The organism is Brucella pecoris, assembly GCF_006376675.1.
Lineage (GTDB): Bacteria > Pseudomonadota > Alphaproteobacteria > Rhizobiales > Rhizobiaceae > Brucella > Brucella pecoris.
Map to the genome: position 1 here is coordinate 1 of NZ_VEWK01000013.1, position 15,827 is coordinate 15,827.

A 15,827-nucleotide genomic window follows, 5' to 3' on the forward strand; every position below is an offset into this window, starting at 1 on the left:
GCTTCATGAACCGCCGTATACGGAACCGTACGTACGGTGGTGTGGGGGGAGGGCCTAAAATGCCCTCCTACCCGATCCGGATCAATAGAGAATGCGCTCGTTGAGCTTCGTTATTGTCTCGCTGGCATCGGAAACGCCGTGCTCTTCCATGAGGCAGGACCAGCCCCCTTCAGGGCGTTTATCGATACTGAATATATTATAGCGGGCGGCGGGTTTATGGCCGCCGAAGTTCTGGCTCGCAGACGGTACGCTGATAACGGGAATCTTGCCGTCAGGTCCGTCGATCTCATAATGCGTGATCAAATGCGTGTGGCCATGCAGAACCAGCTCAGCACCGTGTTTGCGTATGATCTTTTGAAAACGGCGAATGCCATAAAGGCGTTTATGGGCGGGTGTCGCGCCATAAATGGGCGGGTGATGGATCATCACGATACGGAAGAGCCCGCGCGCACCGGCTTCATCGAGCATTGCAGCCAGACGTTTCCCTTGCTCAGACCGAAAGTCGCCGCTGGCCATGAAGGGAGCTGTTGCTCGCGCCGAAGAAACACCGATCAGCGCAACGGGTCCACGCACCCGCATATAAGGGAATTGCGGGCGATTGCCGTGATTGTCGATGCCGTCACCGCGCATCCACGGTTCCCATTTCCGACAGGTCTTGTCGAGCGCGCCGGGCACATAAGCATCATGATTGCCAGGAACGACCGAAACATCGTTCGGGTTGCCCAATTTGGACAGCCAGTCATGGGCAATATCGATTTCCAGATTGAGCGCCAGATTGACGAGATCGCCTGTCACCGCGATGTGATCCGGCGATTGCGCCTGCATGTCGCCGATGAGACTATCCAGCACAGTTCCGTGCATCGCGTTTTTGCGATTGCGCAGCCAGTTGATGTAGCCGGTGATGCGCTTCGATGCCAGTTCGCGGTATCTCACGCGAGGCAAAGGCGAAAGGTGTATATCGGAGATGTGCGCGAGACGAAACATTAAGCCCATTTACTGGATAATGCGTGAAACCGAAACCTGTTTAGCGACTTTTTGTTGATGTCATTGCTGTTTTGGATAGAGCGCCGTGCATCCTTAAGGATGCACGGCGCTCTAAACTATTGAATCTACGCATCGTGCTTTCCAAAAATCGATTCCGATTTTTGGGCTGATGCTGTAGGTATATTGCCTCGCGGAGAGACGGTATGCGCTTTCGTCATTTTATATTTCATACTTATTTTCTAATGCGGCGCCCGATGACCCTGGGCGTCAGGGCTATTGTCTTCGATGAAAACAAAAATTCCGTTTTCCTGGTGAAGCACACCTATGTGCCGGGATGGCAATTGCCGGGCGGGGGCGTCGAGCGCGGCGAGACCTTCGGGCAGGCGTTGGAAAAGGAATTGCGCGAGGAAGCCAATATTGTTCTGAAAGGCCCGCCACAGCTTTTTGCGCTCTACAAGAATGCGCATGCATCGCCGCGCGACCACGTGGCACTTTATATATGCAGGCAATTCGAACAGACGGCACCGCGTTTGCCGGATCGGGAAATTGCGGAATGCGGTTTTTTCCCGCTGGACGATCTGCCGGAAGGGACGACACCGTCGACCAAGCGGCGTCTGCAGGAAGCGCTTCACGATCTGGAACCGCTTCCGCTTTGGTAAAGGCGCGGATGCCGCACCTTTACCGGAACGTAGAGGTTTAGAATCGGTAGGTGATACCCGTACCGATCAGCCATGGATTAAGCTTGGCCTTGCCGCTGACTTCCACGCCGCCAGCCAGAGTGGCGTCGAACTTGGGCTCCAGGAACAGCTTCTTGACGTCGAAGTTCACGCCCCAATGCTCGTTGAGCATGTAGTCGAAACCGATCTGCAGCGCGCCACCGAATGCATTCTTGACCTTGAGATATTCAACGCCGGTCGCATCCTGGTTGTAGAACATGGTGTAATTCACGCCAGCACCGACATAAGGCTTGAAGGCGCCGAAATTGGTGAAGTGATACTGCAGGGTGAGGGTCGGAGGCAGAATCCATGCCTTGCCGATCTTGCCCAGTCCGTCGATTGAACCCGCGCCGTTGATATTGGCATAGGTGGTGCCGAGAATGAGTTCGGCTGCGAAATTATCCGTGAAGTAATAGGTGATGTCGAGTTCAGGTGTGATCGACTTCGAATAGTCGAGATCCGAACCCGAAACGCCGTTCACATAGCCGGAATTCTGGGGAACGACGCCAAGTGCGCGCACGCGGATCTGCCATGGTGACAGGGCTTCGGGCACAGCCTGAATTTCAGACGCTGGCTGGGCTATGATGGCGTCCGCAGCGAATGCAGCCGGTGCGGCAAATGTCAGCGCTGTCGCAGCCAGCAATCCCCTCGTGAAGCGGTTCATCTTCTCTCTCCTTAAGTCGTGGTCGGTCTTGGGTAATCGTGATGCGTGCAATCTGGACCGCGCAACGAAACGCCCCATTGATCGAAATCAAAGGGGCGCAAGAGATTTCAGAGAGTGCTGATGTTCTTCCCGCACTGTTGCAGGAAGACCGCAGTTTCGTCGGGTCAGTCCTTCGGGAAGCGATCCCGGTCGTGAGGTGCAGAAAAGTCGATTTCCGGCCCCACAGGAACGATACCCGTCGGATTGATCGTCTTGTGGCTGCGATAATAATGACCCTTGATGTGCTCCATGTTCACGGTCGAGGCCACGCCCGGCGTCTGATAGAGCTCACGCGTGTAATTCCAAAGGTTCGGGTAATCGGTGATACGGCGCAGATTGCACTTGAAATGGCCGACATAGATCGGATCGAAGCGCAACAGTGTCGTGAACAGCCGCCAGTCGGCTTCTGTCAGGCGGTCGCCGGTCAGATAGCGCTGCCGCGAAAGGCGATCCTCAAGCGAATCAAGCGCTGCGAACAACTGCCCGAACGCTTCTTCATAAGCGTCTTGCGCGGTGGCGAAGCCGGCGCGATAGACCCCATTGTTGATATTTGGGTAGACGAAGTCGTTGAGCGCATCGATCTCGCCGCGCAGTGCTTCAGGATAGAAATCGAGCGAAGCATCACCGAATTCGTTGAAGGCGGTGTTGAGCATCCGAATGATTTCCGACGATTCGTTGGACACGATCGTCTGGCGCTGCTTGTCCCAAAGCACCGGCACGGTGACACGGCCGGAATAGTTCGGATCGGCGCGGGTGTAGATTTCATACAGCCGCTTCGAACCGTAGAGCGCGTCGCCAGTGCTGCCGGTCGTGCCGGTGAAGGTCCAGCCTTCTTCCGCCATCAGATAGTCCACGACGGATACTGAAATGACGTCTTCCAGCCCTTTCAGCGCGCGAAAGATCAACGTGCGATGCGCCCACGGACAGGCATAGGAAACGTAGAGATGGTAGCGCTCCGGTTCGGCTTTGAAGCCGCCTTCGCCGGTCGGACCGGCACTTCCGTCAGCGGTCACCCAGTTGCGGAATTGCGATTTCGAACGCTCAAAACGGCCTTTCGTGCTCTCGGTGTCGTACCAGGCATCATGCCACTTGCCATCGACCAGAAGTCCCATGTGATTTCTCCTTTTGGATAGAGAATAGGGCTGAAACCGCCGTTTTGCAGCACCGCAAGCCGTGAACAGTGCGTAACGGTGCCAAAACGAACAATCAGCTCTGCCATTTTGAAAAAAATAGTTTTACCTCTGTCCATTTTGGTGTAATGCAACTTCCAAATTGCGGTCGACAGGCCGCCTAGGAGAGCGATGTAATGGAAATGCTTTTCATCCGACGATGAAACTTGGACCGTGCCGTGCGCGCGGAATGCATTCCATTGACCTGATGGTCCCCGACTTCTCCTATTGCGATCAAAGCCCATGCAGCAGCTTGAACTGACCTACGCGCAGGAATGCCCGGCGCACGACATTGAAATCGAAGCCATCAATGCTAGAGCCTTCGGACCGGGACGGTTTACGCGGGCCGCGCATTTCATCCGCGAAGGCGGCCCGCACGCTCTCGACCTCTCCTTTGTTGCGCTTATGGGCGGTATCGTCGTGGGGTCGGTGCGGCAGACGCCGGTTATCGTCGGCAAGACGCCCGCACTCCTGCTTGGCCCCCTTGCTGTGCGGCCTGAATGGAAAAAGCGGGGCATTGGCGGCAAGCTGATGCGCATGTCGCTGGAAGCGGCGACGAAAGCCGGTCACAAGCTGGTCATTCTCGTCGGTGATGAGCCCTATTATGGCCCGTTCGGTTTCAAGATGGTGGAGCCGGGTTCGATGGTCATGCCAGCGCCGGTCGATCCGCGCCGGATGCTTGCTTGCGAACTGGCGCCCGGCGCGCTGAACGGTGTCAGCGGAATCGTGCGCCACGCGAACCGGGGCTGATTTCTGAATAATTTCTCTTGTTTACGGAAATGCTTGTCCTCCCCTCATCCTGAGGAGCCGTCGCAGACGGCGTCTCGAAGGAGAGGGAAGCTGAACTGACGCTCGCCCTTGATCCTTCGACAAGCTCAGGATGAGGGCGTTGGGCGAGTCGGGGCGGGTTACCGCCCTTCGCGATACCACATGCTGCCGAAGACGAAGAGCAGCAGACTGAGCGCCAGAAAGCCGGAGAAAAGCGGCAGGCGATTGACACTTTTCAGTTGCGTGTCCGAAGTCTCGCGGAGGCCGATCCAGTCATTGCCGCTCGCTGCACGGTTGCCGCCGACGGCGGTGATCGTGGGAACCCGGACTGAACTGTCGGCGCTTGGATGCACGCGATGGACCGAGCCGCCGGTCGCCTCGGCAAGTGGCTTCAGGCGATCCGCTGTGGAGATGCTGTCTGCAAATTCCGGCGCATCGATCGGCCCCACATGGGCCAATGCTTCCAGATCGCCGTTCTTCACCCGGAAGATGCCGATCTCGTCCGTCTGCAGCGAGCCTTCGAACAGGCCCGGCTTGCTTTGCGCAAGATTGACCTGCACTTCCTTGCCGGAAGGTGTTGTAACGGCCGCTGTACCCGGATTGTCGCCCATGGTCTGGCGGCGGATGGAAAGCGTGCGGCCATTGCCCGCGGCGGTGAGTGCTTCTTCCTCCAGTTCAGGTTCCTGCATCAGCCAGTGGGCAATGCGACGATAGAGCGAAGCATAGGGGCCTCCGCCTTCGAAGCCGCGCGCCCAAAGCCAGCCCTGATCGGAGAGGAACATGCCGACACGGCCTTTCCCGACGCGGTTGAGAACCAGCAGCGGCTTGTTGTCTGCGCCGCTCATGACCGTTTCGCCCTGCGGCGCCGTGATGTCGATAGTGCGGAACCAGCGGCTCCAGTGCGGCGGCTCCTGTTCGCTGCCGTCGAGGCCGCGTGTCACTGGATGGCGTTTGCCGATAGTCGTGAGACGCGGATAGAACGCCTTCTCTGTCACGGCGCCGGTGGGCATCGCGGGCAGGGCGCTATAAAGCGGTGTGCGTGCAATTGACATGTCGCCTGCATATTCCGGACCGGCCGCGACCAGCAGCGCACCGCCATTCTCCACATACTGCGCGATGTAATCATAATAGAGAAGCGGCAGCACGTCGCGGTGCTGGTAGCGGTCGAGAATGATGAGATCGAACTCGTTGACCTTGTCCACGAAGAGTTCACGCGTCGGGAATGCGATCAGCGACAATTCGTTGATCGGAGTGCCGTCCTGCTTTTCCGGCGGGCGCAAAATGGTGAAGTGGACGAGATCGACAGCAGCATCGGATTTCAGCAGGTTGCGCCAGGTGCGTTCGCCATTGTGCGGCTCACCGGAGACGAGCAGTACGCGCAGGTTCTCGCGAACGCCGTCCACGGTCGCCACGGCACGATTGTTGGCGTCAGTTACTTCGCCGGGAAGCGCTGGCGTGGCGATTTCGACAATGTTCACCCCGGCGCGTGGCAGGGTGATGGTTACAGGCGTTTCCTGCCCGACCTGCGCTTCTTCCTCGCTGACGGTTTCGCCATTGACGCGGATTTCGACCGGCGCGGGACTGCCGAGGCTCTTGCCTTCATCGATCACCGTAAACGACATTTCGAGCGGCTTGCCGCTGATGCCGTAGCGCGGTGCCTTATTGAAGCGGATGCGGCGGTCGAATTCGTCCGGTTTGCCGGTCACAAGCCCATGCAGCGGTGCATCGAAGCCGAGCGCATTCTTGTTGGCGGGGATATCGTGCACCTGACCGTCGGTAATCATGATCGCGCCCGCCACGCGCGATGGCGGCACATCGAGAAGCGAACGCGCCAGCGGTCCAAACAGCCGGGTGGCGTAACCGTCTTCGTTTTCGCCGGGTTTGCCAGCTTCCACGACGCGGGTTTCAAACTGCGGCATGGTTGCAAGCTGGTCCTGCACCGCTTTCAAGGCGGCATCGGTGTCGGCGCGGCGCTGTCCCAGTTCCTGGCTCTGGCTGCGATCCACGACTATTGAGACCACGCTTTTCAGCGGTTCGCGTTCTTCATTGATGATGACGGGATTGAAAAGAGCGAGTGCAAGCGCTGCCGCGGCCAGCAACCGGATCAGCCCGCCACGCATTCTTAGCGCAATCGTGGCCAGAACCAACAGCGCCAGCGGCACGAGAATGGCGATAAGCCACGGCGTGGAGAGGAACGGTTCGAATTCGATATTCATTCTCACCTCCTATCGCCGTAGGTTTCTACCGCGTCAGCTACTACGCTTCCATCCTCATCCTGAGGTGCGGAGCGAAGCGAAGCCTCGAAGGATCGAGGGTGAGGGCAGGCGCGCCGTGCGTTTCCCCTCAGCCCTTCGAGACGCCATCCCCGCGCAAGCGCGGGATGGCTCCTCAGGATGAGGGGGAAAGACAAACGGGATTGGGCGATGACGTGGCTGCAAAACATCATGCTAATTCCCCAGCCGTTCGATGAGGTCCTTGGCGTGGACCTGATCGGACTTATAGTTGCCGGTCAGCATATACATCACGATGTTCACGCCGCCGCGAATGGCATAGATGCGCTGCATCGGATCATTTGGTACGGTCGGGAGCAGCGGATTGCCTTGCTCATCGACAGCCCACGCGCCCGCAAAATCATTGGCCGTAATCATGATCGGCGTCACACCGTCGCCGGTGCGCACGGGACGTTCCCGGGGCGAGGCGTTCGGTGTCGAGGCCTCCACCCAGAGCGGGCTTCCTTCATAGCGACCGGGGAAATCCGGCATGATGAAGAAGGATTTGGTCAGCACGTGATCATCAGGCACGGGTTCCAGCGGCGGAACGTTCATGCCATCGAGAATGGCGCGCAGGCGCTGGTTGGCAGGCGAGGCGGACGGATCGAGACTGGCACCAGCCTGCAACTGGTCGCGCGTGTCGAAAAGCACTGTGCCACCTTGCTGCATATAGGCATCGACCTTGGCAATCGCTTCCGGGCTTGGCATCGGCGCATCAGGGTCGATCGGCCAGTAGATCAGGGGATAAAAGGCCAGCTCGTCCTTGGCGGGGTCGACACCGATAGGGTCGCCGGGTTCAAGTGCGGTCTTGTCCGTCAATGCGAAGTTTAGACCCCGCAGTCCTGCCTTGCTGATATCGTCGGTCTGGGCTCTGCCGGTGATGACATAGGCAAGATGCGTCTGCGAGACGGAGTTGATGATCGCCTCGTCTCCCGGCTTGCTGTCGTCATGCACCTGTTCTTGAGCTTGCGCTTCGCTTACTCCAGATGGAAGAAGGTTGAAGGCGAGGGAACCGGCAAGCAGGAGAGCTATGCCCGCCGCCTTGGCACGCACCTTCATGCGACGACGGAAGGCTCCGCGCAGCCACAACATCAAAAGCGTATCAAGTGCGAGAAGCATCGCTGCGGTCGCAAAGAATGGTCCCGCCAGTGAAATCGACTGATCTGATGTATAGGAAGCAGGCGTTACTCCAACGGAAAGTGCCGGCTGGGCGATCGGTTGCAGCTTGATATTCGCACCTTCGAAAATATTGAGAGCTTTCAAGCCGTCCTCATTGCCATAGAAACCGGGCGGCGTGTTGATGCTGACGCTGGTCTGCTTGTTCTTTTCGACGATCAGTGGCTTGGCTTCCGATGTGGGCGGGGTCAGGGCGCCGGAAGCCGAAAGAAGCTGGTACGGCGGCAGCGAGACCGAAGCCTGATTGTCCTGCGCGCCGGTCCTCTGCGACAGCGACACAATGCGGCGCAGCATCTCCACGAAGGAGCCTGAAATGGGCAGGCTCGACCAGCTAGCATCGGGAGAGATGTGGAACAAAACGATATTGCCGCGCCCGCGCTCTTCTCCAGTCACAAGCGGCGTTCCATCCTGAAGAATGGCATACGCCTTGTCGTTGAGATCGAATGACGGCTCGGCAAGGACCTGCCGGGTGACAGTTACATCATCGGGGACATCCAGACCGGCGAAAGGCCCCTTATCCGGGAACGTGCGTAATTTCTGCGGTTCGGACCAGGACAACGTTCCGCCCAAGGCACGCTCGCCCTTTCGCAGCTTCACCGGCAGGAGCGGATCGTTGTCGCTGGCTCCAGCAAGACGCGGGCCTGCAAATCGCACGAGTGTGCCGCCATCCTGTATCCATTTGGAAAGCTGCTCGGTGACCGGCTGCGGTAATGTTCCGATGTCGGCCATGATGAGGATCGACGGCTTTGCATCCAGCACTTCCGGCACGGATTGCAGAAGATCGGCAGAGCGCGGTTCGATCAGATTGACGTAAGGCGAAAGCGCCCTGGAAATATAATGCAGTGGCGAGAGCAAAGGCTGCGCCAGATCACCGTCACCGCTGGCGATAAGGCCGACTGTGCGCCGTTCCGATCCCGCATCGATCAGCCGGGTTGCACCGGCCTGTTCGATACCATCAACGCGGATCAGGCGGAAATCGTTGCGAAGTTCCACCGGCAGGTTGAACCGTGCAGTGCCTTCCGTGCTTCCAAGCCCGAAGGAAAGCGGCGCTTCGGCGATGCGGCGTCCCTTGTCGTCATAGGCAGCGGCGGTGAGCGTGCGTGGTGCCGACACGCCTTCCGGGCGGATGGCGATGGCTTCGAGACTGTCAGCCTTGTTGTCGATGCCGGTCAGCGCGAAAGTGCGGCTGAGGCTCGCGCCATACCAGAGAACGGAGGCCAGACGCCCTGACTTGTCCAGTTCTGCAAAGGTTTCCGCGTCACCTTGCGATGCGAGCCCATCGCTCATGAAGGCAAGGCGGACCTTTGTATCTGCGGGCAAGGCAGATGCCAGCCGTTCCATTGCCGACTTGCGGTCGACCGGGATCGGGCGCGGTTCCAGCGCCTGAAGACGCTCGGCAGCGCGCTTGCCGTCATAGGGGCCGATTTCGGCGTTGGCTGGTTCTGCCGAGCCCAAGATGTAGATCGGCGCATCGGTGCCTTCCGCATCGGAGATGAGTTTTTCGGCAGCATTGACCCGCTGTTGCCAATCCTCGGCGGAAGCCCAGCCATTATCGATGACGATGGCGAGCGGTTCGTCGCCTGCAAGCGCGACCGGACGTGGATTCCAGATCGGCGAGGCCAGCGCCAGAATGACGAGCGCGGCAATCAGCAGCCGCAGCAAGGTCATCCACCATGGGCTTTTCGACGGGACTTCCTCGCGCTTGAAGACCTGCGCCAGAATGCGGAGCGGCGGAAAGGTTTCCTCCTGCGGACGTGGTGGCGTCATGCGTAGAAGCCACCAGATGACCGGCAGGGCGATCAGTCCTGCGAGAATGAGCGGCGAACCGAAGGCGAGCGGCAGAAAACTCATGCGCCCGCACTCCCGGTTGCGCTGAGCGCATTATGCAGGCGTGCCAGTGCTTCCGCCGTCGGCCGGTCCGTCCGGTGGACCGTATAGCTCCAGCCAAGCCGCTTGCAAAAATCCGACAGGGTTTCGCGGCGGGCGGTGTAGAGGCGGCGATAGTCGTCTGCATAGGTCTCGGCCCGGCCGGCGACGAGCGTGGCGCCGGTTTCAGGATCGCGGAACTCGGTGCGACCGGAATAGGGAAATGTTTCCTCCGCCGGATCGGCAACTTCCACCAGATGCGCGCGGACACCCCGCTTCGCCAGACGGTTGAGAAGGTCGGTCAGCTCGTCGAACGGATGCAGAAAGTCCGACACGAGGACGACTTCGGAAAAACGGCGAATCTGGCCGATGTCCGGCAGTGCTGCAACCGGCACTTCGTGCATCAGTGCGCCTGCCAGACGTTCCGCGCCGTTGCGAGCCGAAAAAGGCTGGATAAGCGCCGGAAAGGCGATGCGTTCGCCTGAGCGCGACAGAAGTTCGGCAAGAGCGAGTGTCAGCACGAGCGAACGCGCTTCCTTGGAAACGGGCGCAAGCTGCGAGCGATAGAGCATCGAGGGCGAGAAATCACACCAGAGCCAGACGGTGTGGGCGGATTCCCATTCGCGGTCGCGGACATAGGTATGGTCGTCGCGGGCGGAACGCCGCCAGTCGATGCGGGCAAGAGATTCGCCGTCCACATAGGGGCGGAACTGCCAGAAATTTTCGCCGGGACCGCGTTTGCGCCGTCCGTGCCAGCCATTCATGACCGTGTTGACCACGCGCTGCGCTTCGACCAGCAGATCGGGGATGGCCGCTGCCCGCGCACGGGCGCGAGCAAGTGTCTCCTTGCGATCTGCGGTGGAAACTTCTGCGCCAATGACCATCAGACAGCAGCCTTTACCAGATTTGCGATGACGTCGCGAATATGCATGCCATCGGCGCGCGCAGCGAAATTGAGCGCCATGCGGTGTTGCAGAACCGGCTCGGCCAGCGCTTTCACGTCGTCGACGGACGGGGCGAGACGGCCTTCATAAAGCGCTCGGGCACGGGCGCACAGCATCAATGCCTGGCTGGCGCGTGGGCCGGGACCCCAGGCGATATGTTTCTTCGCGTGCTCGTTGTCGGCATCCGGTCTGGCGGAGCGCACCAGCTTGAGGATTGCTTCCACGACGCTTTCCGACACCGGCATGCGTCGCACCAAAGTCTGCATTTCGATCAACCGTTCGGCGTTGATGATCTCATAGGCCTTTGCTTCCGAAACGCCGGTTGTCTCCAGAAGAATGCGGCGCTCCGCATCCAGTTCCGGATAGAGAATGTCGATCTGCATCAGGAAGCGGTCGAGCTGGGCTTCCGGCAGCGGATAGGTGCCTTCCTGCTCCAGCGGATTTTGTGTCGCAAGCACATGAAACGGTGCGGGGAGATCGTAGCGCTGGCCGGCGACAGTGACATGATATTCCTGCATCGCTTGCAGCAACGCGGACTGGGTGCGTGGGCTAGCGCGGTTGATCTCGTCGGCCATCAGGAGCTGCGCGAAGATCGGGCCCTTGAGATAACGGAACGAGCGGCGCCCGTCCGCATCCTGTTCCATGACTTCCGAACCGATGATGTCGGAAGGCATCAGGTCGGGCGTGAACTGGATGCGCTGGCCGGAGAGGCCGAGGACAGTTCCCAGCGTTTCGACCAGCTTGGTCTTGGCAAGGCCCGGTACGCCGACGAGCAAGGCGTGCCCGCCAGCCAGAACGGCGACGAGTGCGCGCTCGATCACATTTTCCTGACCGAAGATCACAGTCCCGATGCTGTCCTTGATGCGGGCGATGTCTGCGAGCGCCCGTTCGGCCTCCGCGACTATCTGTTCGGGATTGGCGGTTTCAGGCGTAACGACAACGCTCATGTGGACCTCGCAATATGACCGCTCTGGCGGAAGTGCCTTATAAATCGCATATAGTGCTGACAAGCCGCGAAACGGTGACTATTTCATGACTTCGAGCATATAAACACATTCGGGCAGGAATAACCGAGTCGGATGATAAAAAGCACCCCTGAAGGCAAAGACGCGCCGCAAGATTCCTTATGGAATATTGGGCGGAGCACTGAGACGACCGGCGGATTGGAAGCCCTGATCGCGCGCGCCCATGCCGATGCGCAAAGTGGACCGGCGACGAAAGAGCGCGGAATCCCGCCTGTGGAGCGCTGGAACCCGGACTTTTGCGGCGACCTCGATATGGAAATCAAGGCGGATGGCACCTGGTTCTATATGGGCACGCCGATTGGCCGCAAGCAGCTTGTGCGGTTGTTTTCGACCGTTCTGCGCAAGGATGAGGACGGCAGAACCTATCTCGTAACGCCGGTGGAAAAAGTCGGTATCCGCGTCGAGGACGCCCCTTTTATCGCTGTGGAAATGGAAGTTTGCGGCGAAGGCGAGGCGCAGGTGCTGACATTCCGCACCAATGTGGGTGACGTGGTGACCGCCGACGCGCAGCATCCCTTGCGCTTTGTGATCGAGCCCGTCAGTGGTGGGCTGAAACCCTATGTGCTGGTTCGCGGGCGGCTGGAGGCGCTGATCACACGTGCGGTCATGTATGATCTGGTGGCGTTGGGCGAGGAAATCGAAATCGATGGCGTGCCGACATATGCCGTTCGCTCGGGCGGCATGGTGTTTCCGATCATGGCATCCGATGCACTGGAGGCTGCACTGCAATGAATGAATTCCCAGCCTTTTCAGCCGGTGATTTTGCCGAGCGGGTTCGGCAGTGGCGTCCCAACCAGGATGATCTGACCGGCGATCATTCGCTTAATCCCGATATTACACAATTAATGCAGATGGCTAAGATGCGCGATGCCGCCGTGCTGGTGCCGGTGGTGGATCGCGGATCGGAAGCCACATTGCTTCTGACACAGCGCACGGATACTTTGCGCAAGCATTCCGGCCAAATCGCCTTTCCGGGCGGTGCAATCGACCCGGAAGATGGCACGGCGGAGCGGGCAGCGCTTCGCGAGGCCAATGAGGAAATCGGGCTCGCTGCGGATCGTGCCGAGATCATCGGCAATCTGCCACGTTATCTCACCGGCAGCGGTTTTTCGATCACGCCCATTCTTGCAGTGGTGAAGACGCCGTTCGACGTTCATCCGAACCCGGACGAAGTCGCCGATATTTTCGAGGTGCCGCTTTCCTTCCTGATGAACCCGGAGAACCATCGGCGTGAAAGCCGGGTATTCAACGGCAAGGAACGCTTTTTTTACGCCATGCCCTATCACGAGCGATTCATCTGGGGGGCAACCGCCGGTATCATTCGCGGACTTTATGAAAGGCTCTACGTTTGAGCGAGAGTATGAATATTTCCGGCAAGGCGGACTGGCTGAAATCAAAGCCGTTGCAAGCCCTGTTCAAGGCGCTGAATCGTGATGGCGGCGAAGCGCGTGTCGTGGGTGGCGCGGTGCGCAACACGCTGCTGGGCACCAAGGTGAGCGACGTCGATCTGGCGACGACGCATCTGCCGCAGGATACGGTCAGACTGGCGACAGAGGCCGGTTTCAAGCCGGTGCCGACCGGCATCGAGCATGGCACGATCACAGTCGTCGTGCAGGGGCACCCGTTCGAAGTGACGACGCTGCGGCAGGATGTCGAAACCAATGGCCGCCACGCCAAGGTCGCCTTTGGGACCGACTGGAAAGTCGATGCGGAGCGGCGCGACTTTACCATCAATGCGCTTTATGTGACGGCTGACGGCACGATCATCGATCATGTCGGCGGCCTTGCCGATATTGAATCCCGGACGCTGCGTTTCATTGGCGATGCGGAACAACGCATTCGCGAGGATTACCTGCGTATCCTGCGCTTTTTCCGTTTCTTCGCCTGGTACGGTTCGGGACGGCCGGAGGCTGATGGCTTGCGGGCCAGCGCACGATTGAAGGACGGTCTTTCACAGCTTTCCGCCGAACGGGTCTGGTCGGAACTGAAGAAACTCCTGTCAGCTCCCGATCCGTCGCGTGCGCTTTTGTGGATGCGGCAGGCCGGTGTCTTGAATCTCATTCTGCCTGAAAGCGAAAAATGGGGCATCGACGCCATTCATGGGCTGGTGCGGACCGAGACTGATCTTGGCTGGCAGCCCGATCCGCTGCTGCGGCTTGAGAGCATCATTCCGCCCGATAGCGTGCGGATGGAAGAGATGGGCAAACGGCTGAAAATGTCCAATGCGGAAAGGGCCCGTCTTGAGGCTTGGGCACGCGCTGATGCGGTCAAGCCGGAGCTTTCCGAACAGGCGCTGAAGAAAACAATCTATCGGGGTAGCAAGCAGGCTGTGCTCGACCGCATTCGCCTGGCCTATGCCGCGGCTCGGGCCGATGCTGCAGACAGCGACGATGCGATGATCCGCGCCGGTGGTTTCGCGCGTCTTCTGGATGCCGCCGAACATTATGATACCCCTGTTTTCCCCGTCACGGGCAGCGATCTTCTGGCTATCGGCTTTGAAAAGGGGCCGGAGCTTGGAGAAGCATTGCGGTCGCTTGAAACTTTCTGGATTGACTCCGGTTTTAGCCTTGACCGGGCAGCACTTCTGCGCAAGCTTGATCGCGGTTAGTGCGGTTCCGCTCTAACCGTTTTTTCCCAAGCATTTCCGAACACAAAACCGTGTCTCACTTTTGTTGGAAATGCTTTTAAATTGAACAACTGATGGCTTGCCTGCAAATTTCAGCCGTAGTTTCATCGCCTTATAGCTGGAGCATGTTTCCCGAAAGTGGGAACCGGTTTTGGGGCAAAACATGCCCAAAACAGGAAATGAGAACTTTTTAGCGCGCGTTTTGAAAGAGCATGAGATGTCCAATCCCGATACATCGATACAAGACAAGGCAGCTACCGATCCGCAGCAGAAGTTTGGCACCGAAGGCCTTGCCGCAATGGAGCGGCCGAGCAAAATCACCCGTTTTTTTATGGGGATCGTATCCTGGGCCGAAGGTCTCAATCTGAAATATGCCAAGCTCGGCAATCCGCCTGTCTATGACAATGCGACCTTCCCCTGGTCAGCCGAAATCGAGAAGGAATGGCCCGCCATCCGCAAGGAACTGGAAAAAGTTCTGCTGCGCCAGAGTGAGTTGCCTTCCTTTCAGGATATTTCGACCGATGTGAAGACGATCTCGACCGACAATCGCTGGAAGACATTCTTCCTGCTCGGTTTCGGCGTGAAGTCGGAACAGAACATCAATGCCTGCCCGGAAACCTGGCGTATCGTCAACAAGATCCCCGGCCTGACGACGGCGATGTTCTCCATCTTCGAGCCGGGCAAGCATCTGCCGCCGCATCGCGGGCCTTATAATGGCGTGCTGCGCCTGCATCTTGGCCTCATCGTGCCGGAACCCAACGACCAGCTTGCCATTCGCGTGGACAAGCAGGTTTGCCATTGGCAGGAAGGCAAGGTGCTGATCTTCGACGATGCCTATGAGCACGAGGCGTGGAATCATACCGACAAGACGCGCGTGGTCCTGTTCGTCGATTTCGTGAAGCCGCTCAAGTTTCCGGCGCGTTTCGTCAACTGGTGCCTGATGAATCTTGCGATCTTCACGCCCTTCATCAAGGAAGGGCTCGATAATCACAATGAGTGGGAAAAGAAGTTCTATGCGGAAGCAGAAAAGCTTCGTAACCAGCCGAAGAACTGAACGGTCTGACACTGGTTTGACTTTCAGATCGTGCGCTCTTAGATACGGATAAAGGGCCGTGTCGCCCTTTTAACTATCCACCTCTGAACGAGGAATTGTTGATGCTGGAGATTGTAGGAAGCCTTTGAGCGTTCCGGACGAAACTGCGAATGACAGGGGCTAAGGGCGCCTGACAGGCAGGTCCAGGAGCGGAAACGGCATTGGCCGTGGATGGTTCACCGTCCGCGAGTGCTGATGCTTGTCATGGTTTCCATCCAGGCAAAAACAACAATGAATATCTCACGCATGGAACAGCGCGTCTTGCACGTGCTGGCGCAGGGCGGTTACATCCGCCATCTGCGCGAAGACGGACGTATCTGCGACATCGAATGCTTTACCCGTGAAGGCTATCTGCTTTCCGATTGCACGATGGCAATTTTCCAGCAGTTGCGCCGTAAGCGACTGATCGAATCCCGAATGGGCAGTCCTTATCGCATCTCGTTCAAAGGGCGCGAAAATGTTCGCGCTCAGCTCAACAACCGCTGAA

General features: G+C 58.6%; 14 protein-coding genes. 7 read left to right on the plus strand and 7 right to left on the minus strand.

Annotated elements, in window-relative coordinates; translation table 11 throughout:
• Nucleotides 1–81: 81 nt before the first annotated feature.
• Nucleotides 82–984, minus strand: coding sequence for a metallophosphoesterase family protein (locus tag FIB18_RS20040; protein WP_140022390.1), 903 nt, complete (start codon nt 982–984; stop codon nt 82–84).
• Between the two features lie 203 nt (nt 985–1,187).
• Between FIB18_RS20040 and FIB18_RS20045 the strand changes: the two genes are divergently transcribed.
• Nucleotides 1,188–1,643, plus strand: coding sequence for an NUDIX domain-containing protein (locus FIB18_RS20045; RefSeq protein ID WP_140022391.1), 456 nt, complete (start codon nt 1,188–1,190; stop codon nt 1,641–1,643).
• Nucleotides 1,644–1,680: 37 nt separating this feature from the next.
• Here FIB18_RS20045 and FIB18_RS20050 read toward each other — a convergent pair whose 3' ends face one another.
• Nucleotides 1,681–2,364, minus strand: a complete 684-nt coding sequence (locus FIB18_RS20050) for an OmpW/AlkL family protein (RefSeq protein WP_140022392.1) — start codon at nt 2,362–2,364, stop codon at nt 1,681–1,683.
• A 164-nt stretch (nt 2,365–2,528) separates the two neighbouring features.
• On the minus strand, nt 2,529–3,515 hold the full coding sequence (locus tag FIB18_RS20055; RefSeq protein WP_140022393.1) for a glutathione S-transferase family protein: 987 nt from the start codon (nt 3,513–3,515) through the stop codon (nt 2,529–2,531).
• Nucleotides 3,516–3,815: 300 nt separating this feature from the next.
• On the opposite strand from FIB18_RS20055, the gene FIB18_RS20060 reads away from it, so the two are divergent.
• Nucleotides 3,816–4,322 (plus strand): GNAT family N-acetyltransferase, encoded by a 507-nt coding sequence (locus FIB18_RS20060; protein WP_140022394.1) that lies wholly within the window; start codon nt 3,816–3,818, stop codon nt 4,320–4,322.
• Nucleotides 4,323–4,480: 158 nt separating this feature from the next.
• On the opposite strand, the gene FIB18_RS20065 is transcribed toward FIB18_RS20060, so the two are convergent.
• The 4 genes from FIB18_RS20065 to FIB18_RS20080 all read right to left on the minus strand — a co-directional run bounded on the left by FIB18_RS20065 (nt 4,481) and on the right by FIB18_RS20080 (nt 11,543).
• Nucleotides 4,481–6,556: a glutamine amidotransferase gene (locus FIB18_RS20065; protein ID WP_140022395.1), complete on the minus strand. Its 2,076-nt coding sequence runs from the start codon at nt 6,554–6,556 to the stop codon at nt 4,481–4,483.
• Nucleotides 6,557–6,787: 231 nt separating this feature from the next.
• Nucleotides 6,788–9,637: a DUF4159 domain-containing protein gene (locus tag FIB18_RS20070; protein ID WP_140022396.1), complete on the minus strand. Its 2,850-nt coding sequence runs from the start codon at nt 9,635–9,637 to the stop codon at nt 6,788–6,790.
• Complete coding sequence (locus tag FIB18_RS20075; protein WP_140022397.1) at nt 9,634–10,536, minus strand: DUF58 domain-containing protein; 903 nt, start codon at nt 10,534–10,536, stop codon at nt 9,634–9,636. The genes FIB18_RS20070 and FIB18_RS20075 overlap by 4 nt, the downstream gene beginning before the upstream one ends.
• Complete coding sequence (locus tag FIB18_RS20080) at nt 10,536–11,543, minus strand: AAA family ATPase (protein ID WP_140022398.1); 1,008 nt, start codon at nt 11,541–11,543, stop codon at nt 10,536–10,538. Before FIB18_RS20080 ends, FIB18_RS20075 begins: the two co-directional genes overlap by 1 nt.
• 132 nt (nt 11,544–11,675) lie before the next feature.
• On the opposite strand from FIB18_RS20080, the gene FIB18_RS20085 reads away from it, so the two are divergent.
• From FIB18_RS20085 to FIB18_RS20105, 5 genes are all read left to right on the plus strand, one after another.
• The gene (locus tag FIB18_RS20085) at nt 11,676–12,353 is read left to right on the plus strand and encodes a DUF1285 domain-containing protein (protein ID WP_140022399.1); all 678 of its coding nucleotides are present in this window, start codon (nt 11,676–11,678) and stop codon (nt 12,351–12,353) included.
• Nucleotides 12,350–12,973 (plus strand): CoA pyrophosphatase, encoded by a 624-nt coding sequence (locus tag FIB18_RS20090; protein ID WP_140022400.1) that lies wholly within the window; start codon nt 12,350–12,352, stop codon nt 12,971–12,973. Before FIB18_RS20085 ends, FIB18_RS20090 begins: the two co-directional genes overlap by 4 nt.
• Nucleotides 12,970–14,229 carry a CCA tRNA nucleotidyltransferase gene (locus FIB18_RS20095; RefSeq protein ID WP_168436428.1) on the plus strand — a complete coding sequence of 420 codons (1,260 nt, stop codon included), beginning with the start codon at nt 12,970–12,972 and terminating at the stop codon, nt 14,227–14,229. The genes FIB18_RS20090 and FIB18_RS20095 overlap by 4 nt, the downstream gene beginning before the upstream one ends.
• 235 nt (nt 14,230–14,464) lie before the next feature.
• Nucleotides 14,465–15,301, plus strand: a complete 837-nt coding sequence (locus tag FIB18_RS20100) for an aspartyl/asparaginyl beta-hydroxylase domain-containing protein (protein ID WP_140022401.1) — start codon at nt 14,465–14,467, stop codon at nt 15,299–15,301.
• Nucleotides 15,302–15,571: 270 nt separating this feature from the next.
• Nucleotides 15,572–15,826 carry a YjhX family toxin gene (locus FIB18_RS20105; RefSeq protein WP_140022402.1) on the plus strand — a complete coding sequence of 85 codons (255 nt, stop codon included), beginning with the start codon at nt 15,572–15,574 and terminating at the stop codon, nt 15,824–15,826.
• Nucleotide 15,827: the final 1 nt, after the last annotated feature.

Bases quoted from the DNA above. Each gene is read 5' to 3' on its own strand.
- FIB18_RS20105 (WP_140022402.1), top strand. From the start codon at position 15,572: ATGAATATCTCACGCATGGAACAGCGCGTCTTGCACGTGCTGGCGCAG.
- FIB18_RS20055 (WP_140022393.1), bottom strand. From the start codon at position 3,515: ATGGGACTTCTGGTCGATGGCAAGTGGCATGATGCCTGGTACGACACC.
- FIB18_RS20045 (WP_140022391.1), top strand. From the start codon at position 1,188: ATGCGCTTTCGTCATTTTATATTTCATACTTATTTTCTAATGCGGCGC.
- FIB18_RS20085 (WP_140022399.1), top strand. From the start codon at position 11,676: ATGATAAAAAGCACCCCTGAAGGCAAAGACGCGCCGCAAGATTCCTTA.
- FIB18_RS20100 (WP_140022401.1), top strand. From the start codon at position 14,465: ATGTCCAATCCCGATACATCGATACAAGACAAGGCAGCTACCGATCCG.
- FIB18_RS20075 (WP_140022397.1), bottom strand. From the start codon at position 10,536: ATGGTCATTGGCGCAGAAGTTTCCACCGCAGATCGCAAGGAGACACTT.
- FIB18_RS20070 (WP_140022396.1), bottom strand. From the start codon at position 9,637: ATGAGTTTTCTGCCGCTCGCCTTCGGTTCGCCGCTCATTCTCGCAGGA.
- FIB18_RS20090 (WP_140022400.1), top strand. From the start codon at position 12,350: ATGAATGAATTCCCAGCCTTTTCAGCCGGTGATTTTGCCGAGCGGGTT.
- FIB18_RS20065 (WP_140022395.1), bottom strand. From the start codon at position 6,556: ATGAATATCGAATTCGAACCGTTCCTCTCCACGCCGTGGCTTATCGCC.
- FIB18_RS20050 (WP_140022392.1), bottom strand. From the start codon at position 2,364: ATGAACCGCTTCACGAGGGGATTGCTGGCTGCGACAGCGCTGACATTT.
- FIB18_RS20060 (WP_140022394.1), top strand. From the start codon at position 3,816: ATGCAGCAGCTTGAACTGACCTACGCGCAGGAATGCCCGGCGCACGAC.
- FIB18_RS20040 (WP_140022390.1), bottom strand. From the start codon at position 984: ATGTTTCGTCTCGCGCACATCTCCGATATACACCTTTCGCCTTTGCCT.
- FIB18_RS20080 (WP_140022398.1), bottom strand. From the start codon at position 11,543: ATGAGCGTTGTCGTTACGCCTGAAACCGCCAATCCCGAACAGATAGTC.